This window comes from Afipia sp. 1NLS2 (assembly GCF_000178995.1).
Taxonomy (GTDB): domain Bacteria; phylum Pseudomonadota; class Alphaproteobacteria; order Rhizobiales; family Xanthobacteraceae; genus Afipia.
Genome location: NZ_ADVZ01000001.1, coordinates 787125 through 808994, shown reverse-complemented (window position 1 = coordinate 808994; position 21870 = coordinate 787125). Strand labels below are relative to the sequence as shown.

At 59.4% G+C, this 21870-nt stretch carries 23 protein-coding genes; 14 read left to right on the top strand and 9 right to left on the bottom strand.

Annotated features, from left to right (window positions below):
• Positions 1-148 precede the first annotated feature (148 nt).
• Positions 149-1915, top strand: a complete 1767-nt coding sequence (locus AFIDRAFT_RS03885; protein ID WP_009337787.1) for an ATP-dependent nuclease — start codon at positions 149-151, stop codon at positions 1913-1915.
• A complete protein-coding gene (locus tag AFIDRAFT_RS03880) occupies positions 1912-3429 on the top strand; it encodes a 3'-5' exonuclease (protein WP_009337786.1) in 1518 nt (505 codons plus the stop codon). The genes AFIDRAFT_RS03885 and AFIDRAFT_RS03880 overlap by 4 nt, the downstream gene beginning before the upstream one ends.
• Position 3430: 1 nt before the next feature.
• Here the strand turns inward: AFIDRAFT_RS03880 and AFIDRAFT_RS03875 are convergent, their stop codons facing one another.
• Complete coding sequence (locus AFIDRAFT_RS03875) at positions 3431-4843, bottom strand: Shedu immune nuclease family protein (RefSeq protein ID WP_009337785.1); 1413 nt, start codon at positions 4841-4843, stop codon at positions 3431-3433.
• A 351-nt stretch (positions 4844-5194) separates the two neighbouring features.
• On the opposite strand from AFIDRAFT_RS03875, the gene AFIDRAFT_RS03870 reads away from it, so the two are divergent.
• The 9 genes from AFIDRAFT_RS03870 (at position 5195) to AFIDRAFT_RS03830 (ending at position 14195) form a co-directional block, all read left to right on the top strand.
• Positions 5195-5743 (top strand): GIY-YIG nuclease family protein, encoded by a 549-nt coding sequence (locus AFIDRAFT_RS03870; RefSeq protein ID WP_009337784.1) that lies wholly within the window; start codon positions 5195-5197, stop codon positions 5741-5743.
• Between the two features lie 111 nt (positions 5744-5854).
• On the top strand, positions 5855-6979 hold the full coding sequence (locus AFIDRAFT_RS03865; RefSeq protein ID WP_009337783.1) for a metallophosphoesterase family protein: 1125 nt from the start codon (positions 5855-5857) through the stop codon (positions 6977-6979).
• Positions 6980-6983: 4 nt separating this feature from the next.
• Positions 6984-9614, top strand: a complete 2631-nt coding sequence (locus tag AFIDRAFT_RS19270) for an AAA family ATPase (protein ID WP_009337782.1) — start codon at positions 6984-6986, stop codon at positions 9612-9614.
• Positions 9615-10031: 417 nt separating this feature from the next.
• Positions 10032-10262, top strand: a complete 231-nt coding sequence (locus tag AFIDRAFT_RS20485; protein ID WP_009337781.1) for a hypothetical protein — start codon at positions 10032-10034, stop codon at positions 10260-10262.
• Positions 10263-10462: 200 nt separating this feature from the next.
• A complete protein-coding gene (locus AFIDRAFT_RS03850; RefSeq protein ID WP_009337780.1) occupies positions 10463-10942 on the top strand; it encodes a hypothetical protein in 480 nt (159 codons plus the stop codon).
• Between the two features lie 164 nt (positions 10943-11106).
• Positions 11107-11460, top strand: coding sequence for a hypothetical protein (locus AFIDRAFT_RS03845; protein WP_050789564.1), 354 nt, complete (start codon positions 11107-11109; stop codon positions 11458-11460).
• A 994-nt stretch (positions 11461-12454) separates the two neighbouring features.
• Positions 12455-12766, top strand: coding sequence for a DUF736 domain-containing protein (locus tag AFIDRAFT_RS03840; protein WP_009337779.1), 312 nt, complete (start codon positions 12455-12457; stop codon positions 12764-12766).
• Positions 12767-12832: 66 nt separating this feature from the next.
• Entirely contained in the window at positions 12833-13747 is a 915-nt protein-coding gene (locus AFIDRAFT_RS03835) for an ArdC family protein (RefSeq protein WP_009337778.1), read from the top strand.
• Positions 13748-13961: 214 nt separating this feature from the next.
• Positions 13962-14195 carry a helix-turn-helix domain-containing protein gene (locus AFIDRAFT_RS03830; RefSeq protein WP_040297785.1) on the top strand — a complete coding sequence of 78 codons (234 nt, stop codon included), beginning with the start codon at positions 13962-13964 and terminating at the stop codon, positions 14193-14195.
• Positions 14196-14294: 99 nt separating this feature from the next.
• Here the strand turns inward: AFIDRAFT_RS03830 and AFIDRAFT_RS03825 are convergent, their stop codons facing one another.
• The 4 genes from AFIDRAFT_RS03825 to AFIDRAFT_RS03815 all read right to left on the bottom strand — a co-directional run bounded on the left by AFIDRAFT_RS03825 (position 14295) and on the right by AFIDRAFT_RS03815 (position 16780).
• Positions 14295-14873, bottom strand: a complete 579-nt coding sequence (locus AFIDRAFT_RS03825; protein ID WP_040297783.1) for a hypothetical protein — start codon at positions 14871-14873, stop codon at positions 14295-14297.
• A gap of 237 nt (positions 14874-15110) precedes the next feature.
• A complete protein-coding gene (locus AFIDRAFT_RS20125; protein WP_083801618.1) occupies positions 15111-15326 on the bottom strand; it encodes a GDCCVxC domain-containing (seleno)protein in 216 nt (71 codons plus the stop codon).
• Positions 15327-15344: 18 nt separating this feature from the next.
• The gene (locus AFIDRAFT_RS03820) at positions 15345-16130 is read right to left on the bottom strand and encodes a nucleoside phosphorylase (RefSeq protein ID WP_009337777.1); all 786 of its coding nucleotides are present in this window, start codon (positions 16128-16130) and stop codon (positions 15345-15347) included.
• Between the two features lie 8 nt (positions 16131-16138).
• Positions 16139-16780 carry a class I SAM-dependent methyltransferase gene (locus AFIDRAFT_RS03815; RefSeq protein ID WP_009337776.1) on the bottom strand — a complete coding sequence of 214 codons (642 nt, stop codon included), beginning with the start codon at positions 16778-16780 and terminating at the stop codon, positions 16139-16141.
• A gap of 182 nt (positions 16781-16962) precedes the next feature.
• Here AFIDRAFT_RS03815 and AFIDRAFT_RS03810 point away from each other — a divergent pair, with 182 nt between their 5' ends.
• Positions 16963-17214: an SHOCT domain-containing protein gene (locus tag AFIDRAFT_RS03810; protein ID WP_009337775.1), complete on the top strand. Its 252-nt coding sequence runs from the start codon at positions 16963-16965 to the stop codon at positions 17212-17214.
• 63 nt (positions 17215-17277) lie between these two features.
• Here AFIDRAFT_RS03810 and AFIDRAFT_RS03805 read toward each other — a convergent pair whose 3' ends face one another.
• Genes AFIDRAFT_RS03805 through AFIDRAFT_RS03790 form a run of 4 tightly spaced genes read right to left on the bottom strand, consistent with a single transcriptional unit; the run spans position 17278 to position 20400 of the window.
• Complete coding sequence (locus AFIDRAFT_RS03805) at positions 17278-18393, bottom strand: cysteine desulfurase family protein (RefSeq protein WP_009337774.1); 1116 nt, start codon at positions 18391-18393, stop codon at positions 17278-17280.
• Positions 18394-18395: 2 nt separating this feature from the next.
• The gene (locus tag AFIDRAFT_RS03800) at positions 18396-18749 is read right to left on the bottom strand and encodes a DsrE/DsrF/TusD sulfur relay family protein (protein ID WP_009337773.1); all 354 of its coding nucleotides are present in this window, start codon (positions 18747-18749) and stop codon (positions 18396-18398) included.
• Positions 18746-19993, bottom strand: coding sequence for an MFS transporter (locus AFIDRAFT_RS03795; protein WP_009337772.1), 1248 nt, complete (start codon positions 19991-19993; stop codon positions 18746-18748). Before AFIDRAFT_RS03795 ends, AFIDRAFT_RS03800 begins: the two co-directional genes overlap by 4 nt.
• A gap of 32 nt (positions 19994-20025) precedes the next feature.
• A complete protein-coding gene (locus AFIDRAFT_RS03790) occupies positions 20026-20400 on the bottom strand; it encodes an MBL fold metallo-hydrolase (protein ID WP_009337771.1) in 375 nt (124 codons plus the stop codon).
• A 70-nt stretch (positions 20401-20470) separates the two neighbouring features.
• On the opposite strand from AFIDRAFT_RS03790, the gene AFIDRAFT_RS03785 reads away from it, so the two are divergent.
• Together AFIDRAFT_RS03785 and AFIDRAFT_RS03780 are read left to right on the top strand one after the other, a co-directional pair.
• A complete protein-coding gene (locus tag AFIDRAFT_RS03785) occupies positions 20471-21139 on the top strand; it encodes an ArsR/SmtB family transcription factor (RefSeq protein WP_009337770.1) in 669 nt (222 codons plus the stop codon).
• Positions 21140-21220: 81 nt separating this feature from the next.
• Positions 21221-21697, top strand: a complete 477-nt coding sequence (locus AFIDRAFT_RS03780; RefSeq protein ID WP_009337769.1) for a class I SAM-dependent methyltransferase — start codon at positions 21221-21223, stop codon at positions 21695-21697.
• Positions 21698-21870: the final 173 nt, after the last annotated feature.

The window sequence follows — 21870 nt, the reverse complement described above, 5'->3', positions numbered from 1 at the left end:
CACCTGGCCTCGGCTCGAACACCTTGAGACGGGAGGGCGCGATCAGCCTCATACGCTTGATGATTGCGCGAATGTGCGGTTTAGTTGCGCATAGATTCTACGCATCGAGGCTCTTACAAGGCGTGGCAGAACAGTTGGGAGCGGCAAGATGAGCGCGTCTGCTGTCGCACCCTCCGTGCCGGCAATCTATCGACTTTCCATCGAACGCTTCCGCGGGGTTAAGACCCTCTCATGGTCGCCCGTGAGAGGTGTGAATGTCATTCTAGGCGGCGGGGATGTCGGCAAAACGACCATTCTTGATGCGATCGGCCTGCTCCTCAGCCCGGTCAACGCCACGAACCTCTCCGACACCGACTACCATGCCCGCAATATCGACGCCGGCTTTGTCATCGAGGCGGTTATGTCCTTACCGCCGGGCAGCGGCATCAATGATCAGCTCAAGCCGTCCTGGCCGTGGGAATGGAGCGGCGCCGACCTGTCGGTCCCGAATACGGACGACGACAGCAAGCCGGCCGGTGAGCCGGTGTACCGACTTCGCGTGCGCGGCACGGAAGACCTTGAGCTCGCCTACGAGATCGTGCAGCCCGACGGCTCAACCGATTTTTTTCCGGTCGCACTGCGCCGCTCCATCGGACTCGTGCGCCTCAGCGGCGACGACCGCAACGATCGCGATCTTAGGCTTGTACAAGGGTCCGCGCTCGATCGGCTGCTCTCAGACAAGGGGCTGCGCTCGCGCATGGCGAGCGAGTTGGCGAAGAGCGACGTCAAAGACGAACTGACATCGGAGGCGAAGAAGGCGCTCGAAGATCTCGACACGGCCTTCAACAAGAAGAGCTTGCCGGATGGTCTGGACCTTGCCATCACCGGCGGACAAGGCCCTTCGATCGCGTCTCTGATCGGCCTGACTGCAGACCGCAACGGCATCCAATTGCCGCTTGCGAGCTGGGGGGCTGGGACGCGGCGGTTATCGGCCCTCGCCATCGCAGAGCAGAACCAGGGCGAGGCGCCCATCATGATCGTCGATGAAGTCGAACGCGGGCTTGAACCTTATCGCCAGCGAACGCTTGTGGAAAAACTACAGGCGGGCAAATCGCAGGTATTCGTGACGACGCACAGCCCCGCCGCGATCTCCGCGGCATCGAAGGCTGGTCTTTGGTACGTCGACCACATGGGCCAAATTGGCCCGCTGGATGCCACGAAGATCGCCAAACATCGCAAGACTGATCCCGAAACCTTTCTCGCGCGCCTGGCCGTTGTCGCCGAAGGCGCGACGGAGGTCGGCTTCACCGTCACACTTCTCGAACGTGCGCTCGGCGCTCCACTGGAACAGCATGGCATCCACGTCAGTGATGGTGGGGGACACGAGACTACGCTCGGGGTACTCGAAGCGCTGGCTGAAGGCGGATTGCGTTTCGGGGGCTTCGCCGACGACGAGGGGGGCAAGCATCCGGATCGCTGGAAAAAACTCGGCGGCAAACTTGGCCAATTGCTTTTCCGTTGGCCATCGCTCTGCATAGAGGAAAACATCGTCGGCGCGACGCCAGACGACAAGCTTGAAACGCTGCTGACCGATCCACGCGGCGAAAAGACCGGCATGCGTCTTCGGACGCTCGCGGACCGTCTTGCGATCGGTGAAAAAGACTTTGCATCCATCAAGATGAAGGCGGGCAGCGGCCTCAAGGCGCTTATTATTGAAGCGGCCTTAGGTACAGTACCGGCAGGTAGGGAAGCTGAGAAAAATCAGTACAAGTCTCACGCCGGAACCTGGTTCAAATCCGTGGATGGCGGACGTGAGCTTGCTGGCAAGGTCTTCAGCCTCGGGCTCTGGCCAGGCCTGAAGCCGCAGCTCCTGCCATTCTGTAATGCGAGCAGGAAGGCAGTCGACCTCCCGGAAATTCCGGATCTGCCGACGTGAGTGATGAGACGGTCCACGCGTCGCTACGATCTGACGCTCCGCTCGTCGTCATCGAGGCGCCGGGCGGGTGCGGTAAGACTCACCAAGGCGCCGATTACGCCCGCGAGATTGCGGCGTCCCGCAATGGCCGTCTCCTCATCCTGACGCACACCCATGCTGCCTGTTCCGTCTTCGCCGAGCGGACAAGGGGCGGAGGATCGCGCGTCGAGATTCGCACGATAGACAGCCTCATCGCTCACATCGCGACGGCCTATCACGGCGGTCTCGGACTTCCGGCCGACGCATCGACTTGGGCAAGGCAGAATAAGGAAGGTTACGCTCATATGGCCCTGAAGGTCGCGGGGCTCCTCAAACGATATCCGATGATCGCAGCTTCGCTGGCGAGGCGCTATCCAGTTGTGATCTGCGACGAGCATCAGGATTGCAGCGGCGATCAGCATGCGATCGGGATGTCATTACTGGAGCAGGGCGCGCGTCTTCGCGTGTTCGCCGATCCCATGCAGCGCATCTATAAGGACAAGCCACTCGTCGGATCGAACCCCGCTTGCGACTGGACAGCACTCACGCAGCAAGCGCACGCCTTCGAGCAACTCGACACACCACACCGATGGAAGTCCGGCTGCCCGGAACTCGGCAAATGGACCTTGCGCGCCCGCGACGCGCTGAAGACGGGCGGTAAGGTGGATCTGCGCAGCGGTTTGCCGGCGAGCGTCAGCGTGGTGTTTGCTGAAAATCAGGCCCGGAAAAATCTCGAATATCAGCTTTCATCTGCGGATCGGAGGGCGATTGACACCTTCGAGAAGGCGCAATCGTCACTCCTCGTCCTCACGCATTATAATGAAACCGCCCGCTCGTTTCGCGGGTTTTTCAATCGGCGGATCCTCCTTTGGGAAGGCCACACGCGGTCCGCGCTGGAAGCGCTGGTCGACGCTGCACGCGTCGGTAATGGCGATGTCTCCGCTCTCGCCGCCGCGGTCGTGGTATTCATGAATGAGATCGGCAAGGGATTCAGCCCGTCGGCCTTTGGCGATCGGTTCGAGAAGGAAGTCCGTGAAGGCTGTTCTGCAAGGAGCAGAGGCAAGCCCGCCCTGATCCAGGAACTCGCGCGGTATTTGCTGGCCGAACCCGATCACAGGGGCGTCGCCAAGATGCTTCGCCGCCTTTCGGAGTTGAAGCAGTCCAATAGCGACTTCTCCGATATCGAAATGGATTGCCACAAGGAGTTCTGGGACGCGATCCGGCTCGGCGCCTTCGACACCATCGACGACGGGTTGATGGAGATCACGCATCGACGCACCTACGCGCGGCCGAAGCCTCCGGAAAGAGCGATTAGCACCGTGCACAAGGCAAAAGGTCTCGAGTGCGGCAGCGTCATCATCATGCCCTGCGATGCCAAGACATTCCCGGACAAGTTCGAGGCGCGTTGCCTTCTCTACGTCGCCCTCAGCCGCGCGAAAGACCGCCTGTTGCTTGTCGTCTCCCGCAATGCGCCGAGCCCGCTGCTGGCGATCTAAATCAGACCTCGATCGGCTCGGGCGGCGGCGGAAGGCAGGAAGGACCGAGCGGTTCCGAAGCTTCCGCCGATGGTTCGTCGCTTGCCAGAAAGTCCCTCAGGCGGACCATTTTCTGGAGAAGCTCATCGAACGTGTAGATCTGCACGTCCTTCATGCTGCGACGGAATAGTTCCAGACATTTCTGCTCGGCCTTGCTTGCCGGCGTCGTTCCCGCGACGACGACGCAATCAACGGCATAGGATGCGAGATCGGAGATATCGGTCGCATCTTTAATCTGAGCGATATTCTTTTGGAATTGGTAGCGCTGGTCGAGGACCTGGACGATTGAGCCGGTGAGATCGTTCGACGCCGGGTAAACCCCACCTCGGAACTCTTTTCCCAGCAGCAGCGTCCGTGGAGTCTTGATCTCGACCAGGGCCGCGTTGTTGGTGCCCTCGCTCTTGATTAGAAAGTCAGCGATCTTGCCGCTACGCCCTGTCAAAGCTGTGCCTCCGACATGGGCCTGACCGAGGACCTCCACAATCGGGTAGCCAAATAGCATCGACAAGATGAACGGGTTTGAAGCGAACAGCTCTTGCCATGCGCTCTCAGGCAATTTCTTCTCTAACATCTCCCGAAAGCGGACGATGAGGACATCGAGGCTAACGAGTTCGACGTCGCGTTGAAGCTCATAGAGCACCTGCGGCTTTTCAGCCGCGAGTGCGGGGGCGCTAGACCGAAGGGCAGAGATCATGCCTGCGCGATCTCCCTTAGAAAGGTCAGACTTGGCGGGATCGCGGTCGGTAAGCAGTTTGAATACGGCGTCCTTTTTGAGCGGACGTTGTCTTGCAGGAAACCGATGCGCGTCTAATGTCGTCAGCAGCGCGTTGTGGGCTTCAATTGCTCGATCAATCCTGCCTTCACGTTGATATCCGCGGGTGATCCGCGCCAACGTAAGGCGTAATTTCTCAAATTCCCGATAGGCGAGATAGAAGCAGGGTTCATCGATGCGGGTCGGTCCCCTTTTCGTGATGACCAAGCTCGTGACGCCGTCGATCTCCTCGGCGCTGTCGATGATCGAATGGTATTCTTTCGGAAAGCCTAGGCCGCCATCAATGCTTTTGATAAAGCCGGTCGGCAAATAGAATAGTGCTTCGTGTACTCCGTTTTCATCTTCCGGGAGGTTCACGTCAAAGCCCTCCAGGACGATCTCCTCGATCTGATCATACTTGGCTTCGAAGTATCGGTTCGATGGGTAGGTGCTAATGGGGCGGATGATGATCGTCGACTTGGTCGCGTCGAACCATAGAATTTCTTTGACGGGTAGCGGGTCGGATGGCGAGTAGTCCGGGTTCAAAGATCGGTAAGTTTCGCGATCGGCCTCGCACGTGACTGCCACGCACCCCGGATGAACTTCGCTCAAGCTTAACTTCATCAATATCTCTCCGGGCGGCTTGCGGGCGGAATACCGTGCATTCTTCGATATACTATAACGGCATTGGATTTACTTCAGCCCGATTAGGGGAGCCGCGCGTTCTCCTTGCTTCTCGCCATTCACCACCTGTTGCCGAGTAAGGCTGGCCGCTCGCAAAGCGGGCAAATGGTGTTCAACATCCACTGTCCCGGCGCGCTTCTCGTGCGCAGACCATAGCCGGAGAGAGCCGATCGTCTGTTGCGCCGTAGACGCCGTGTGGACGGCGGATCTGCGGTGCCTCCGAGTGGGACGAACGTGAATATAATCTCAGGGTGATTCGCCGGCGCATCGGTGCAGCTAGGAGCTCATCTAATGACAGAGAAAAAGCGCTTTCGCGTGGACCCGGCGTGTTTCGGCGTTCCGCGGTTGGATGAAGGATGGATCTACGCGGTACGGACAGGAAACCTCGTTAAGGTCGGAAAAACCACGGACCCAAAACGCCGATTGCTCGGAGAGGCTAATACATGGTGCCCGCACGGCCTGGATCAGATCTTGGCGAAGCCGTTCTGGAACATTCGAAAGGCAGAATATTCGCTACATGCGGCACTTGCCGAGCATTGGCACCGTGGCGAATGGCACAAGTTTGATGATCCGCAACAGCTGGCATTCTTCATCGATGCCTTTGACGAGTTCAAGAATGAAGAGGATGAGCGCGATCTAAACTCCGTCAATTTCATGTATACCAACTACGCGGAAGCCATTCGGATGCAATGCGAGCACCGAATGACACTCCCGGCATGGCGTGCGTGTCGCGGTGATCCTTGGCGGTCCACGCGACCAACGATACTTGAGCAAATACGCATGCAATGCGGGGCCGATCGATCGCCCATAGTCTCTAATGAGCAGCTGTCGTCGTGTTGAAACTGCACGGATCTGCGTCTCAAGTCGAATAAGGTCAGCGACGGTTACTGCCGACCGTGCTACGTCTTCTTGCAGGTAGAACGTCTCCTGTCGACGATATTGGATTTCACCATGGCGTTCCGCTTCATCCACACCGCAGACTGGCAGATCGGGAAGCCCTTCGGGAATGTCGTGGGGGATCCAGGCGTCGAACTGCGTCTCCAACGTATCCGGACAGCACGCCGCATCGCAGAGCTTGCGAATGAACGCAACGTCGATGCGGTCCTCGTGGCCGGGGACGCCTTCGATAGCAATGAAGTCTCGGACCGCACAATTGTCAGGACAATTGAAGCACTGGAGCCGTTTGCTGGAGCCTGGGTATTCCTCCCGGGTAATCATGACGCCGCCATCGCTCACAGCGTATGGACGCGCATGAAGGAGATGGATTTACCGCAGAACATCATTATTGCCGATCAGCCGCTTCCCATCGATCGTTGGAACGGCGCCGCCATCGTTCTCCCGGCACCGCTGCGCCGACGGCGAGAATCCATTGACCAGACGGAATGGTTTGACGCTGCTGTCACGCCCGACGGGTGTCGCCGGATCGGGCTCGCCCATGGCAGCGTCGCCGGCCGTCTTCCAGGTGTCGCGGAGGCAGGAAACGAAATCCCGGGAGAGCGTGCCGAACGAGCCGGACTCGATTACCTCGCTTTGGGCGATTGGCACGGGGCTCTGAAGATTGCGCCGCGGACTTGGTATTCTGGATCGCCGGAGTCTGATCGGCACAAGGCGAACGATTCCGGATTTGTGCACCTTGTCGAGATTGCGACCCCGCGCGCACCCGAACAGGTCGAAAAGCTCGCTATCGGGCACTATTGCTGGGTTCATCGCGAAGTCGAGCTTGTCGACGGCACTTGCACTGCAGCATTGGACGCTCTCGACGCCCTCACGGATGAACACCGCCGATGTGTCGTCTCCCTTGATTTGACCGGCAGCATCAGCCTGGCAGAGCGCCATCGCTTCGAACGTGCACTGAAATCCTGGGAAGCGCGGCTCCATCATCTCGACGTTGATGACAGCGGTTTGATTGATGAACCGACCAAGGATGATCTCGATGCCATCGACACCGTCGGCTTCGTGCGGCTGGCTGTCGAGCGTTTGCGAGAGCAGGCAGCTGACCCCAATCATCCTGAAGCCAACAGGGCACGCGTGGCTCTGCGCATGATGTATCTCGATCATGTAGGGCTGGGGACCTGAAATCATGCAGATCCGCCGCATCGAGATACGCGATTTCCGTAAGCTTAGTCACGTCGTTGTTGAGGACCTGCAAGACGGCCTCAATGTCCTCGTGGGTGACAACGAAGCGGGGAAGTCGACGTTGTTAGCTGCTTTAAGGGCGGCACTGTTCGAACGGCATCGTGTCGGCGGAGACGTGGCTGCAGGCATGCAGCCATACGGCCAATCGGTGCGCCCCGAAATCTCGATCGATTTCGATCTTGACGGGAAGGCCTGGCGACTGCGCAAAGCCTTCTGTCAGCGGCAAGAGGCCGAGCTCGTCGGCCCTGGCGAGCGGGTCACCGGGGATGCCGTTGAGGAACGTCTAGCCGAAATCTTCGGTTTCACGCCGCCTAACAAAGGGCGCTCCAAGCCCGAAGAACATCAGGGGATTTATGGCCTTCTCTGGGTCGAACAGGGAGGTTCATACCGTTCCCTCGGTGTCGGAGCCGGACGCGATTCAATTGCTTCGGCTCTCGAACGGGAGGTCGGACAGGTCGTTGGCGGAGAGCGCGGCCGTGTGTTGCTGGCTGCGTCCGAGGAACGGCGCAACAGCTTCTGGGACAAGCGCGGAAATCCCAAAGGCGCCTACAAGGCACTGGTGGATGAAGTCGCCGCGCTCGAGGTTCGTCAAGCCGATCTGACAGCATCCCTCACTGCACACGATGAGAAGGTCTCACTCCTGTCGACCAAAAACGAGGCGCTTGCCCGCCACGTTCGAGAGGATCGGCTGACCAAAGCCGTAGAGTCTGTCACGAGAGCAAGGGAAGCGATCCGGCAATCCGAACGGCTGGATTCTGCGGTGAAGGCGGCGGCTGAGCGGTTGGTCCATTGCCAGTCAGAGAAAGATACAGCTGCTGAACGGAAGAATGCGCGTGAACTGGTGATCGGCAATGTCGGACAGGCGAGGGCTGCGTTGGCCACTGCGGAATCCGAGGCGGAGGAAGGTCGCGGGCTACTGACCAGACATGAGGCGTCGGCGGACATCGCCGAAGAAAATCTCCGCCTGTCGCGGTCGCGCCGTGAACAGGCCGAGAATGCCGTCAGAGCTCTGGAACAGGCCCTGGCACATCGCCAGGCGACTGCACTGCTGACAAAACTCAAAGAAGAGCTGAAGGCAGTGAACGCTGCCGACGCCAAACGCCGTGAATATGTCGCGGTGGCGGAAGGCATTACGGTTCGCAAAGAGGATATTGCCGGTCTCGAAAAACTTCAGGCCGCCCAGGATCGCGCGCAACTGCAGCTTGATGCGGCGAGCGTGCAAATCACCTTCGAGCCCGACGGGCCCCGTAATATCGCCATCGACCTTAAGCCGCATGATGCCACCCGACCGCTCAGCCTGTTCCGGGACGCGGCCGTCGACCTTGAAGGCTTTGGTCGTCTGAAGGTTCATCCCGGTGGCGGTGTTGAAGCGTTACGGCTGGCATCGGAAACAGCAGCGCGTAGCCTCACGGATCATCTGGTCAAACTCGACTTTATCGATCTTGCGGCCGCTCGCGAGGCATTGGCGCAGCGTACGACCGCAATCCAGGAAGCCGCCGCGTTGGCAAAGACAATTGCTGCGGTCGCCCCGAAAGGCATCGATTCACTGAGGCAGGCCGTTGACACTCAACAGATTGTCGCCGCCAGGCCGCTGACGGAAGCAGCCTCGGCACTGATGGACGCATCAGAAGCAGCGCTAGACGAAGCGGAACGAGCGCTGCACACAGCCCGCGAGAACGAGCAGAATGCCGATAACAGCGCAGCCGCGGCGCGCGCTGCAAGAGAGCAAACGGGCCGTCAGGTCGCAACTGTCGTCGAGCGTGCGGCCGCTGCTTTGCGCCGGCATGAAGCCTGTACGCAAGAATTGACGGTAGCTCGCAGTCACACGACCGATGACGAGTTGCAGCAGTATCTGTCCGCAGCCGAAGCGGCGTTGAACATCGCAAACGAGGGGCATCGTGAAGCGAAGGCCACTCTAGAGGCGGCTGAACCAGAGGTCGCAGCGTTGGAGTTGCAGCGCGCCGAGAATGCGGAGCGTGCGATCGCGACCGATATCGAAACGTTGACGCGTGAGAAGCGGGATCTGGAGGTCGAGCTCAAGACCCTTGGCCGCGACGGCATCGGTGAGCAATTGGCGGAGGTGGAAGGCCAAGGTCTCGAAGCCAAGAAACGACTCGCATCTCGACATATCGAGGCAGCTGCGGCGCTGCTGCTGCATGAGACGCTCACACAGGCGCAACGGGAGATGAAGGATCGATGGCTCGGTCCGCTCCGCGAGCGCGTGAAGCCCTACCTCAAGCTGATCCAACCCGACAGCGACATCGTTCTCAATGAAAATACGCTCGAAATCGAGCACTTTGTGCGCAAGGGAGTCACGGAGCCGTTTCACTCATTGAGCGTGGGTGCTCGCGAACAGGTCGCTGTGATTACTCGTCTCGCCCTTGCGGACATCCTTCGCGCATCAGGCCTGCCATCCACGGTCATTCTTGATGATGCCCTCGTCAACACAGATGAGGGGCGGTTGGAGCGCATGCATTTAGTGCTGCACAAGGCGGCGCAAGCCCTGCAGGTCTTAGTCCTGACCTGCCGCGAGCGCGATTTCCTGCAGCTCGGAGCACCCATTAAACGAATCTGATTGCGGACTATTTGGCGGAGTAAGCCCGCGTCTTTATGAGGCCGCGGTGCCCGTAAAAAGATGGCGGAGGATAGTACTGACGTCGCCGGCACGACACGTAATGTTGCCGGTGACTCGATGATTCAGCCCGTCTTCCTCCTCCCGTCGGTAGGATTGTTCGAACGCCTCAAACTCTTCGGAAGTCGGGGAGACCCCCAATGCGTCGACCTTTTCGTAAACGTCCACAACAACGTTGAAGATACACGGCTCGATACCCGCTGCCGCAAGAGCGTTGGCGGATCGTCATGACCGATGGGCGGTGCAACTGCCAGAATCGCCGTCCGCTCTCTGGCGCTTTGTCGCTGAACTCGATCGCGACAGCCGCATGGCGCTATTCGCCCATTGCGCAGCTTTGACCGTGTTCGCGGTCAGAGTGCCATGGGACAAGAAGCCGCGGCGTTGGCGACGGCGGATACGCTTGCGATCATCGCTGCCGTCAGTGAGGCGGTCGGGCCGGAAGCAGCCGAGCGCACCGCGGCCATGAAGAAGGCACCGATGGCGGAAACTGCCGAGCAGCTTGTCGCCGGAACGGGGTGGCTTCCCTGGATCATTGCGGGTCTGGCCATCGTTCCCGCGTCTGCCAACGGGGTGACCCGATGCCGAGCATAGCGCTGACGCCGAGGGCATGATCGCGGCGGAATAAACCGGCGGGATACTCGGGACCGGAAGCCGTCTTGCGCTCACGGTCCCGAACCCAGCGAGTTGCCGGTCGGAGGACAAGCATTGCCGAAAATGCCGCCAAACGCCTTAACGCATATGACACGCTTTAACGTGTAGTGTGTTTCCGGGAAGATTTGCAGGGTGAGACAATGAGTTTGCTCAGTATTAAGGGAACGGTGACGGCGCACGGCCAGCACCAGTTCGACAATTATCTGACGGTTTACGCCTATCTCGAAATCACTGAAGCTTCGGGGCGCCGAATCCAGATCGATAAGGTCGCAGTTTGCAACGACACTGCTGCACTGCTTCAGTTAGGATGCGGCGGGGAGTTCTTTTTAGACAAGATGTTTGTTTACGGGCGGCGATATCACTACCAACTATGGGGCATCAAAGCTGAGGACGTGGCAGTCTTTGACCGTCATAACCTGCGTAACATGGTGATAGTTCATCATATCGTGCTGGGGACGCTGATGCTGCCGATCGGCGGTCTGGGCGCATTCTGGCTACTGCCCGGTCTTGCGAGTCTGATGACGGTGATTTCGGGCAAGGTAAACCGTCGTCGTATGTTTTACGGGTCCAACCCTGCCGAGGTCCGGCGCTTACAACAACAGCAGGCAGTACGCATATGAGGCCGGCGTGCGTCGGATTAATTTTCGGATTGCTGACTGTGGGCATATCAGCCGTCCATGCGGCTGAGGTATCGTATATCTATACTCCCACCCATGGACCGTCTTGCAAAGATCGATCCCGCGAGGGGTTTAGCCGATGGCGCTGTCCGGGTCCGGCCGGTTATGTGGCCGAGTATGCCGATGAGGGCAACATCGCCGGAATCGCGCTCTGGCATCCGACACGGCAACAGCACTCCCCGTTGAGTGTGAGTTGGCGCGGTGCTGGCCGCGTGTTCGGTGAAAAGGTTGAATGGCGGATGGCGGCAGGCCTGCCACATGCAGCGATCTTGCGTATCTGGCGGATCGATACAGCATCGGCTGGACGCGAGCGCGAGGCCGAGGAGCTGGTAGTTCTCAAGGTGTCACCGTCCGGAGCCTGCCGCGTCGCGTCAGTCGATGCGCGGCAGCCGCGAGCGAACGAGATCGCGCAAAGAATGTCGGACGGTGCAGCCACTTCGCCATGTCTTGCGGAGCCGTAGCGAAACGCATCTGCACTCGTCCTTCACGCCCGTGGGCGACAGCATGACCCAAGCGGCCACCGGTCAGGCAATATTAGCCGATCCGCAACAATGCCACGTGCGGAAACCGCTGGATCACTCAAAACGCCAGCGGAAGGACGTGCCAACGACGTATGATCTCCGATCCGTGCTCTGCTGATTGCTGCGGCTGGAGTCATGTCTACATTTTTAACCGACGGCGTTGCTGATTAATCCATCGCGATAGTCGTCAGCTTGTCGCGGCATCTGAAGCCTGTCTTGTCGATGTGATCGGTGCCGCCGGAGAACTGTGATCTGGCGATAGTCGAGGTGCCAGAGTTTCCACGGCTGAATGTCGCGTCGCGCTCGCATGATCGCCGGGATCGCTGCATGTCGAAGTGAACAACGGTGCCACACGGCGAGAACGACCGCGAGCCGCTGCGACAGCCAAGATGCTGCGGATCACTAGCTCAGGCGGTGCGCTTCACCACGATGCGGTTGTATGTTCCGGCTAAGCTCATTAGGCGCACGGCTCCAATTTTCGGCCGTCCATTTTGCATGGGTTTACCAAGGCGGCGCTCCGCCATCGCCGGCGAGCCAAGTCCATCGTGGTCTTGATCCCTGTCGGGTTGATCAGTTTGCTTGACAGTCTTCGCAGTCGAATGCCCGGCGCCTAAGAAGCCGTCGCCATGAAACGGATGGGTCGGGATCGGTCGTCCGTTTGCAGGATGTGGTCGCGCAGGTGTTCGGCCTCTGACGATGGACGGTGTCGCCGAGCGGTAAAGGGCCTTTTGGCCCCGATCGCTTCCCTGCAACGGCGCGTCCGGCTTTTTTCCCCGCCACGCTACGCGTGTCTCCTCGCGCAAGACAAAAAAGCCGTCCTATCCGCCGTCCTCCGCTTCGCTCCGGCCTCCGGTGCAGGTCGATCGCCGCCCGGCGCAAGGACCGTCATCGAGGCCGCAATCACGCGAGCCCGAGAGCAAACGGAGAGACGATCATGGCAACCATCGGAACATTCACCAAGAGCGACAACGGCTTTGCGGGCGCAGTCAGAACGCTCAGCCTCAACATCGAGGCAAAATTCATCCCGACCGAGAAGGAAAGCGACAAGGCCCCTGACTATCGCATCCTCGCAGGCTCTGTCGAGCTCGGTGCCGCTTGGAAAAAACCCGCTCAAAAAGACGGTGGCAAGATTTTCTACAGCGTGAAGCTGGATGACCCAAGCTTCTCCAGCCCGATCTACGCAAATCTGATCGAAGGTGAAGACGGCGTGCACTCGCTGATCTGGTCGCGCCGCAGCGCCGACTGAGCCGCACCCGGCGCGGTCGCTTCCGGCCGCGCCGGTCCTCGTCACCTCACATCGAAGGCGTCACCGATGAGCAAGCATCTCGGTGCGAACCCGCGCGCCGACATTTATCAGCGCGTCACCGATACCATCATCCGTGATCTGGAGCAGGGCACCCGCTCGTGGACCAAGCCCTGGACCACAACGTCCAAAGACTTAGATTCAATCCGGCCGCTTCGCCACGACGGCACACCCTATCGCGGCATCAATGTTCTTATTCTCTGGTCCGAGGTGATAGAGCACGGCTACATGTCTTCGACGTGGATGACCTACCGCCAGGCCCAAGCCCTCGGCGCACAGGTTCGCAAAGGCGAGCGCGGCGCAACCGTGGTCTACGCCAAAACCATCGAACGGGCTGAAGATGATGCCGTGACCGGCGACGAGACGGTGACGCGCATTCCCATGCTGCGTGCCTACACTGTCTTCAACACCGATCAGATCGATGGCCTGCCGGCGCCGACACCGGCTCAGCCGTCTGCGATCACAGAGTCCGTGTCGACTCGGATCGAGCGCGCCGACGCCTTCATCGCCGCGACCGGGGCGACCATCGTGCATAGGGGCAACCGCGCCTGCTATATTCCGTCCGCCGATCGCATCGAAATGCCGCCTTATGGGCAATTCATCGACACACCTACGGCGAGCGCCGCCGAAGGCTACTACGCGACAGTACTACACGAACTGGTTCACTGGACGTCGCCCTCGCATCGTTGCGACCGCGATCTTGGCAAGCGCTTTGGCGGACACGCCTATGCGCGCGAGGAACTGGTTGCAGAAATCGGTGCCGCGTTCCTCTGTGCCGATCTCTCCATCACGCTCGAGCCGCGACCCGACCACGCCGCTTACCTTGGCAACTGGCTGGCTGTGCTCAAATCAGATAAGCGCGCGATCTTTACTGCAGCTGCATTGGCCCAAAAGGCGGTCGATTGGCTCACCGGTATCCGGTGAGCTCCGTCAACGCGCCTAATTTATTCCCGACCTGACCATCGTCTGCGACGAATCGACGAGGATTCTGACCGCATAGGTCTCCGCGCTGCGCCCTGATGGCTTCCGGCGATCGCATACCACTCGAACCCGCGCAGTTATTTCTCTATACGCCAAAGCGTTTATTAAACGTTATAGCGTGTGGCGGGATAGTCGTCAGGATGGTTCATCCTGATGAATGGCGAAGCGGGAAATTCTATCGGCCAAAAGGGTTCTGGCCCGCAATCTGCGGCGGCTGAGACTCGAACGGGCGCTGTCGCAGGATGACCTCGCGGCCGAGGCAGGTCTTCGGCAGGCGCTCATTAGCGCGATCGAGGTTGGAACCGCAAATCCCACGCTGGAATCGCTGGACCGGTTGGCATCTGCGCTTGGGATCGATCTAGCCGCCCTCTTTGATCGAACGGCACGCTAACTGATCACTGCCTTGGCGGTACTGCCGGCTATGCGTGCCTCCGCCGTGCACCGGCTGGGTTACTGGAATTAATGGCGAAGTCTGACGGAGCGTCCGCTTTCAATCGGATCCGCCGCGTCTGATAGATGCCGCCCGCTTCATGAAGGCAAGCGTCTGAGCTTTCGACGTCGTCGTATCGCTCGGCGCAGTCCGAGACGCCGGCTTTACTGGTTGCGCGGTTCGCTGCTTTGCCTTTGACGCGCGCTGGCTTTTGGTTCGCGCTACCGAGTTCTGGTCGCCGACGTGGTTCGTCGGCTTGCTCGGAATAACGTGGGTACGCTCCGCTTGGCCCATTCGAGGCGAGGGCCGACCGGTACTTCGAATTTTGCTGGACGCCGGGGAGACTGGCGATGCGGCGTCCGACCGCTTGCGCCATACGGTTGACGAGAGCGTCCCGACCGGGATTGCGCGGCCGTCACTGCCGTGCGCGCCTGCGGCAAGCAGCAGCCGGGACATGTTGCCCCACGTCAGGCCGCGGGCTTCCACGGCATCGAACCAATCAAGATGGTCTCTAACAACCCGCGCCAGCTTCTTTCGACCGCCGCCGGGAAGCATCATGTCCTCGGCAATCGCTTTGGCACCAGCCTCGATTTGCTTGCTCGACAGCACCTGGACGACCCCTGTTACATCATAATTCACATAGGGACTCACTTCGACTTCTGCAAATCTATGCAAAATAATACATCAATCTTGAATAGAAATGCAGAAGAAGGAAGAAATTTGCATAACTCACACCTGTGCATCTTGATGCTATTTCGCGCGATGCTGAGATTGAGGGGTTCGTGACTCCCGATCTGAAGGAGGTTATGAGTTCATCGGCTATTGCGCTTTTTCGCCAAAGCCCAGCCGGTGTGGCGCCCAAGACCGGCCTGTAATCTAAGCGCAAGCAGAACAACTGTCGGGATTTTCTTGAATGGGCGGACATGGCACGTCGCCATAGGAGCAGAAGACGCAGCAATCGCCGGATTTGGGTCTGAGACGCGTACCGCATCCTTTGCAGTCATAGAAAAACTGGCACGCATCTGTCCGCATCGTTTCCGTCGACTTATGGCTGCATTGCGGACAAGTGATAGTCGAAGTGAGGAGGGTCATTCTTGGTGTTCTCGGCGTCTACATGTCACGGGAGAGTTCGGAAACTAAACTGCCAAGCACGGCTAACGCATCCTTCGTGCCGTCGGCTTCCCCCTTTTCAAAATCGTCACCAGCCTGTCCCATCGTATTGGTGACGTGGGCAAGGCAGAGCACCGCGGCCTTGGCCGAAGCAGCAAAGGCATACAGCGCGGCGGCCTCCATTTCGACGGCCAGTACACCTTTCGACTTGGCCAAGCCAATCGCGTCGGCCGTTTCCCGAAATGGCGCATCCGTCGTCCACGTCGCTCCGACAAGTACGTGTTGCGTTATTTGATCGAGCGCATCTACTGCTCTTCTTACCAGACGCGGCTCGGCCTCAGCGTATTCAGCGGGCGCCGTATAATGATAGCTCGTTCCCTCATCCCTCAGCGCACGGTCGATGATGACGAAATAGGGGGGCGACGTGCTCGCTGTAATTTGTCCGGCCGACGTAACGCTGATCAGCAAGCGGCAACCGCTCGCGAAAAGCTGCTCGGCGACAAGCACGGCGAACGGTGCGCCGACCGCGCATCCGACAAGGCCGACCGTTTGGCCGCCGATGGTGAACGTATCGAGCTGCGTGTGGTAACAGGCCCACGGTTTGAAAGGTTGAGCCTCACAGCTCTCCCGCAGCCGCCGAACCATATCGCCGTCGGGGTCGAGAATGCAGATTGCAGGGACATCGGCGGTCGGCAGTCCCCTTTGTCGACGGGCCTCGCGCAACAAGGCGCCCGGGAGAAAAACGGATGGCGCTGAAGTGTTCTTGTTGTCCAGGATGGAAGGCATGAATGCTCTCAGGCCGATTTGTCTTGCGCGCGCGTTCCGATGACGAAACTGAATTGCAATTTCCCGCGTACGTGCCTTTTGAGGTCACCCGCTTCGAAGCCGGCGTCTCTAGTCAGTTTAGCAACCTCGGCTTCGGGTCTGATATAGTAGATCTCGCTGGGATAGGTCGCCCGGAACCCCGCATCTTCCGCTGGACGAAAACCTAGAACGAACCGACCTTCCGGTTTCAACACGCGGTGGGCCTCGGCGAGATGATCGAGCGGTGTTTTCCAGAAATAGATTGTATGGACCGCGAAGACCTTGTCGAACGACTGGTCATCGAAGGGCAGCCAATCGTTACTTCCGAAATGAAATTCAATTCGTTTCTCTGCAACCAACCGCCGATGTCGGCGCTTTGCATGACGGTGCATTACCGGTGAGAAGTCTATTCCACAAAGAGACCCGCGAGAGATAATTTTGGCACACTTTGCGAGGGTTTCCCCGTGTCCGCACCCAATCTCCAACACTGCGTCCTCGGGCCGAGGCTGCAACAGTTCCAGAGCGAAGCCGTTTTCGTCGGCGGTTTCCTTTGCCATGACACGTGCAACGATCTGGCCCAGCAGGCCAGACGGTTTGCGTCCTTGTTCGGCTATAAATTGCGGTTTACGCAATGGGTACTCCCGGCATTTCGGTTGCAGAGCTACATGGTTGTTTGAGCGGTGCCGAGTGTGGCCGGCGTGATTGGATGGCCTCCCAGGTGCCTATCTGACCGACCTTGATGCAAGTCAAAGGGCTAAGCCAAATCAAGGTCTATGTATGTCATTCAACAGTCCGCCCAATACGGAGCAAAGCCATGATGTATGGTTGGTGGGACGGTTCTCCGACGCATTGGTATGGCATGATTTTCGGCCCGATCATGATGATCGCCCTAGTCGTCCTGACGGTGCTGATTATCGCATGGGCATTGCGCGCGTTTGGCCTTGGATGGCAACCCGACCCGAAAGAACGCAACACTCCGCTCGACACCCTTAAGCACCGCTTTGCACGCGGCGAAATTGATCGGGCAGAGTATGAGGACCGCAGGAGACTCTTGTCCGATTCCTGACGCGTTGCAGCAGCGGCTTTACAGGTGACCCGATGACGCCAGCGACTGCGGAACGGATGCGGATCAGAGGATTGCACTAAGGCGCTCCCCAACCGAGGCAATTTCCTCGCGTGTCGTCCCGCGACCGAGACTGAAGCGGATAGCTCCCATACCCACTTCGGGCGCGACGCCCATTGCCTCGAGAACCAGTGATAGTTCGACTCGCCCCGAATGGCACGCCGAACCTGTCGAGGCGGCGACGCCGTCCAACCGTTCCAGTATCTCGGCACCGACGCGCCCAATGAAGGAAACATTGAGCGTATTCGGTAGCCGATGCCCAGGATGTCCGTTGAGCGCGATGCGATTGCCGAAACGTTCCTGAAGTTCGTGCCAGAGGTAGTCGCGCAAGGCACGCACGCGATCCATCGACGAGAGATCGTGCGCCAATTCGCAGGCCTTGCCGAGACCGGCCGCCAGCAATGCGCTCTCGGTGCCAGCGCGCCGCCCGCTCTCGTGTCCGGCCCCGTGAAGGAGCGGCTCAAGCCGGACGCCGCGACGTACGAACAGAACGCCGACGCCCTTGGGCGCATAGAGCTTGTGTCCGGCAATCGAAAGCAGATCGACGCCGAGCCCATTCACGTCGCGTGCGATTTTGCCAACCGATTGAGCAGCGTTGGAATGAAAGAGGATGCCGTGCTCGCGGGCGATACGCGCCCATTCCTCGATCGGCTGAATGGTGCCGACCTCGTTGTTGGCGTGCATGATGCTGACAAGAACAGTGCGCGGCGTGATGGCCTGAATCAGATCATCAGGATCGATGCGGCCGAATCCATCGACAGGCAGGTAGGTTATCCGCGCACCCAAGCGTTCAAGAAATTGGCAGGGAGCGGTAATCGCAGGGTGTTCGACTCGGGTGGTGATGATGTGATCGCCAACGTCGCGCCGTGCAAAGTAAACGCCTTTGAGCGCAAGATTGTTGGCCTCGCTTCCGCCGCTGGTGAAGACCACTTCATCCATCGCGCAGCCGAGTAGAGCCGCGATTTGACCGCGCGTCTTTTCAAGAGCGGCCTTCGCAGGCGCAGCCGCCCAATGTCCGCTCGACGGGTTGCCGAAGCCATCCGCAAGAAACGGTATCATCGCGGCGGCGACTGCCGGATCGATTGGCGTACTTGCGTTGTGGTCGAGATAGATATGCTGCATCGTCAAAACACCAGAACCTTGTCAGCCGTCGCCGTTTCTGCGGCAAGTTCATCCATGGTGCTCCGGCGCGCGCCCGGCATGAAGGCCGCTTCGTCGAGGCCGCGCGCATCCATGCAAGTACCGCACAACAGCACCTTGCCGTTGCCGGTGAGCACGCGCTTCAGCATCCGTTCGATATTGTAGAACCCATCAGGCGTTTTCTGGCCCGCCCTGGCGGATGCGATCGCGTCAGCCATGAGGAATACGGTCACGCCCTCCTGCGGGTCCTTTTTGGCGAGCGCGTGCGCCAGCCGCAGGCCGTTGTAGAGACGCTCGGTACCGTAGGGCGGATCGTTGAGAATGAAGAGGGTGCTCACGGCAGAACTCCATCAGGGTTTTGTGTCTGGTGTTTCTCGCCCATCACCAGCGCGACCACTGCTCCCGAAAGAAAAGTCAGCGCTGCAATCGACCCGATCGCCCAAGCCATTCCAAAAATGTCGGCTATAATGCCCGCGGAGAGCGCGCCGATCGCGTAACCGAGATCGCGCCAGAACCGATAGACACTGAGCGAGCGCGCACGCCAGGAGGGATGCGAGGCGTCGGAGACGGCTGCAATCAGGCTCGGGTAGACCATCGCCGTGCCGAGGCCGAGAAGAAGACTCCCCACAAGCCACCATTCGAACTGACGTGTCGCGGCCGTGAGGAACAGGCCCCCCGCCTGGATCCACATGCCCGCGACGATCAGGCCCTTGCGGCCCCAACGGTCGCTGAGTGGGCCGGTGGCGACCTGCAGGATTCCCCATGTTGCAGGATAGACCGCCTTCAGAATGCCGATGCGCTCGACGCCCAGGCCGAACGACACGAAGAACAACGGGAAGATACCCCAGCTCATGCCGTCGTTGAGGTTGTTGACGAGACCTGCTTGCGACGCCGCGAAGAGATTACGGTCGCCGAACGAGGTAAGCACGAAGATTTCCCGGAAGCTCATCGGGGTTGCTTGCTTCGAAGACCCAGCCGCTTCAAGACGGACGTGATCTCTTGTGTCGCGGACGAGCGCGATAGACAGCAACGCCCCCAGGATCGCATAGCCGACACCGAGATAGATAGGCACGGGGCGAAGGCCGTATAGGGAGGCGAGATAGCCGGTGAGGAATGCCGTGGCGCCTACGGCGAGATAGCCGGCGAACTCGTTTAGCCCGACCGCAAGGCCGCGCGACCTCGGCCCGACCAGATCGACTTTCATAATCACCGTCATCGACCAGGCGAGTCCCTGATTGATGCCGAGCAGCGCATTGGCCGCAATGATCCAGCCCCAGCTTGGGGCCCATATGATCATGAAAGGGACGGGCAGGCCGACCAGCCAACCGAGGATGAGGACACGCTTGCGACCCCAGGCATCGGCAAGTTGGCCCGAGACGAGGTTGGCAAGGGCTTTGATGACGCCAAAGCTGACGATGAAGGATACGACAATCGTCGTTGAGGCAATGCCGAACTCTTCCGACCCAATCAGCGGCACGACCGTTCGCTCGATCCCAACCATGCCGCCGACAAAGGCATTGATCAGGACGAGCAGCGCGAACTGCCGCCAGTTTTCCTTGAGCCCGAGCCTGACACCCGACACTGTTGACGGTAGACTCCGTGCTTCGCTCACGGTCAGGTGGCCGCGGCCGTCGCACCGGAATTCGCGGCCCGCAGTGCGGCTGCCTCGGGTGGCGCCGGCGGAATATCAGCAAGCATGAAGCGAATGAACTCGTCTTCGTATCCGATTCCGAGCGCCTCGTTGTGTCGCTTCTCGAAACCGATGGTGGACGATGGCTTTCCGCTGAGCCGCCGGCCCGCAGAGAGATGGTCAGCATGAACGTGGGTGTCGATGACAAAATGGATGCGCATGCCGGTGGCCTCGGCGACCCGCAAGTAGGGCGCGATCTTGCCAACCGGATCAACAACGGCACCGGCCGCGCGGCCACCGCAGCCGAACAGGTAGGAGATGCCAACGGGCTCTTGGTGCAGGAATTGGCGGATGATCATGGCTTGCGCTCCCGTACTCGTTGAGGTAAACATTCAATCATTCTGCTGAATGTTTCACTGAGGGCAAGCCGTGTCAAGCGCCGGACCGAAACAAGCGATTTTTGCCGGCCTGGCCGAAGTGGCCCAGGCGCTCGGCCACGCGAACCGGTTGGAGCTGCTGGAGCACGTCGCCCAAGGGATGCGCAGCGTTGAGGAGCTTTCCGCGCGGTCCAACCTGAGTTTTGCCAACACGTCGCGCCACCTGCAGATCCTTCGGCGCGCGCGTCTGGTCGATACCGAGCGTCGCGGAAAGAACGTGTTCTATCGGCTTGCCGGCGATGCGGAAGTCATTGAACTGGTGCGGGCGCTCGGACGTGTGGGCGAGCGGAACGTGGCCGGTGTCAGCCGTGTCATGACCGACTACTTCCATGCTCGCGACGCACTGGAGGCTGTTTCGAGAACGGAATTGATCTCCCGGCTGCGCGATGGCCTTGTCACGGTTCTGGACGTGCGGCCCGAAGACGAGTTCGCATTGGGGCATCTGCCCGGCGCTATCAATATCCCGCTGAGCGAACTGAAGGACCGCTTGGGTGAGCTCTCCGCAGAGCGCGAGGTCATCGCCTATTGCCGCGGTCCTTACTGCGTCCTCTCGTTCGAGGCGGTCGCGTCGCTCCGCGCGCGAGGCTATCTCGTGCGTCGGCTGGAGGATGGTTATCCCGAATGGAAGGCCGCCGGTCTACCAATCGAGGCCGTGGCCTGAACACCGTTTTTGGTGGGGACTTGAAGTTCGTTCTGCCTCGAAGCGCGAATTGCTCTACACAACTCTGGAAGGAGTACTCCAATGAATCCGAACAAGGCACTTTGGGAAAAGGGCGACTTCACCCGCATTGCAGAGAGCATGAGAGAAAGCGGAGAGGCGCTCGTCAAGAGCCTGGGAATCACTAAAGGGCTCAAGGTTTTGGATCTCGGATGCGGCGATGGAACGATGGCATTACCGGAAGCGAAACTTGGAGCGGACGTTTTGGGAGTCGATATCGCCAAGAACCTTGTTGAGGCTGGTAACAAGCGTGCACAGGAGCATGGCCTCACGAATTGCAAGTTTCAGGAAGGCGATGCATCCAATCTACACGAACTGAAAGATCAAACTTTTGATCTCGTCGTGAGCATCTTTGGAGCTATGTTTGCGCCAAAGCCATTTGATGTCGCCAATGAGATGGCGCGCGTGACGCGGCCCGGTGGTCTACGGAGAATGCCGCGCCCGATGCGGATGCAAGCTGGGGTCCATCGGACATTTAACGTAAGATATGGATTAGCGTAAAACATAAACCAGCGTTTATGTTTTAAGGATACTCACGGCTTACCATAGCAGACCTGCTAACGCTTCTGTTCATCACGGAATTGCTATTACCATGTCCCGTGCTGACCCGCGAAGGCAACCTTCGCTTCATGACGGACACGAGCAATAACGGTCCGGAGAAGGACCCTCGGCGA

Coding starts and splice junctions, on each gene's coding strand:
- AFIDRAFT_RS03885 (WP_009337787.1), top strand. CDS start 149: ATGAGCGCGTCTGCTGTCGCACCCTCCGTGCCGGCAATCTATCGACTT.
- AFIDRAFT_RS03875 (WP_009337785.1), bottom strand. CDS start 4,843: ATGAAGTTAAGCTTGAGCGAAGTTCATCCGGGGTGCGTGGCAGTCACG.
- AFIDRAFT_RS03870 (WP_009337784.1), top strand. CDS start 5,195: ATGACAGAGAAAAAGCGCTTTCGCGTGGACCCGGCGTGTTTCGGCGTT.
- AFIDRAFT_RS03865 (WP_009337783.1), top strand. CDS start 5,855: ATGGCGTTCCGCTTCATCCACACCGCAGACTGGCAGATCGGGAAGCCC.
- AFIDRAFT_RS19270 (WP_009337782.1), top strand. CDS start 6,984: ATGCAGATCCGCCGCATCGAGATACGCGATTTCCGTAAGCTTAGTCAC.
- AFIDRAFT_RS20485 (WP_009337781.1), top strand. CDS start 10,032: ATGGGACAAGAAGCCGCGGCGTTGGCGACGGCGGATACGCTTGCGATC.
- AFIDRAFT_RS03850 (WP_009337780.1), top strand. CDS start 10,463: ATGAGTTTGCTCAGTATTAAGGGAACGGTGACGGCGCACGGCCAGCAC.
- AFIDRAFT_RS03840 (WP_009337779.1), top strand. CDS start 12,455: ATGGCAACCATCGGAACATTCACCAAGAGCGACAACGGCTTTGCGGGC.
- AFIDRAFT_RS03835 (WP_009337778.1), top strand. CDS start 12,833: ATGAGCAAGCATCTCGGTGCGAACCCGCGCGCCGACATTTATCAGCGC.
- AFIDRAFT_RS03830 (WP_040297785.1), top strand. CDS start 13,962: ATGGCGAAGCGGGAAATTCTATCGGCCAAAAGGGTTCTGGCCCGCAAT.
- AFIDRAFT_RS20125 (WP_083801618.1), bottom strand. CDS start 15,326: ATGACCCTCCTCACTTCGACTATCACTTGTCCGCAATGCAGCCATAAG.
- AFIDRAFT_RS03820 (WP_009337777.1), bottom strand. CDS start 16,130: ATGCCTTCCATCCTGGACAACAAGAACACTTCAGCGCCATCCGTTTTT.
- AFIDRAFT_RS03810 (WP_009337775.1), top strand. CDS start 16,963: ATGATGTATGGTTGGTGGGACGGTTCTCCGACGCATTGGTATGGCATG.
- AFIDRAFT_RS03805 (WP_009337774.1), bottom strand. CDS start 18,393: ATGCAGCATATCTATCTCGACCACAACGCAAGTACGCCAATCGATCCG.
- AFIDRAFT_RS03790 (WP_009337771.1), bottom strand. CDS start 20,400: ATGATCATCCGCCAATTCCTGCACCAAGAGCCCGTTGGCATCTCCTAC.
- AFIDRAFT_RS03780 (WP_009337769.1), top strand. CDS start 21,221: ATGAATCCGAACAAGGCACTTTGGGAAAAGGGCGACTTCACCCGCATT.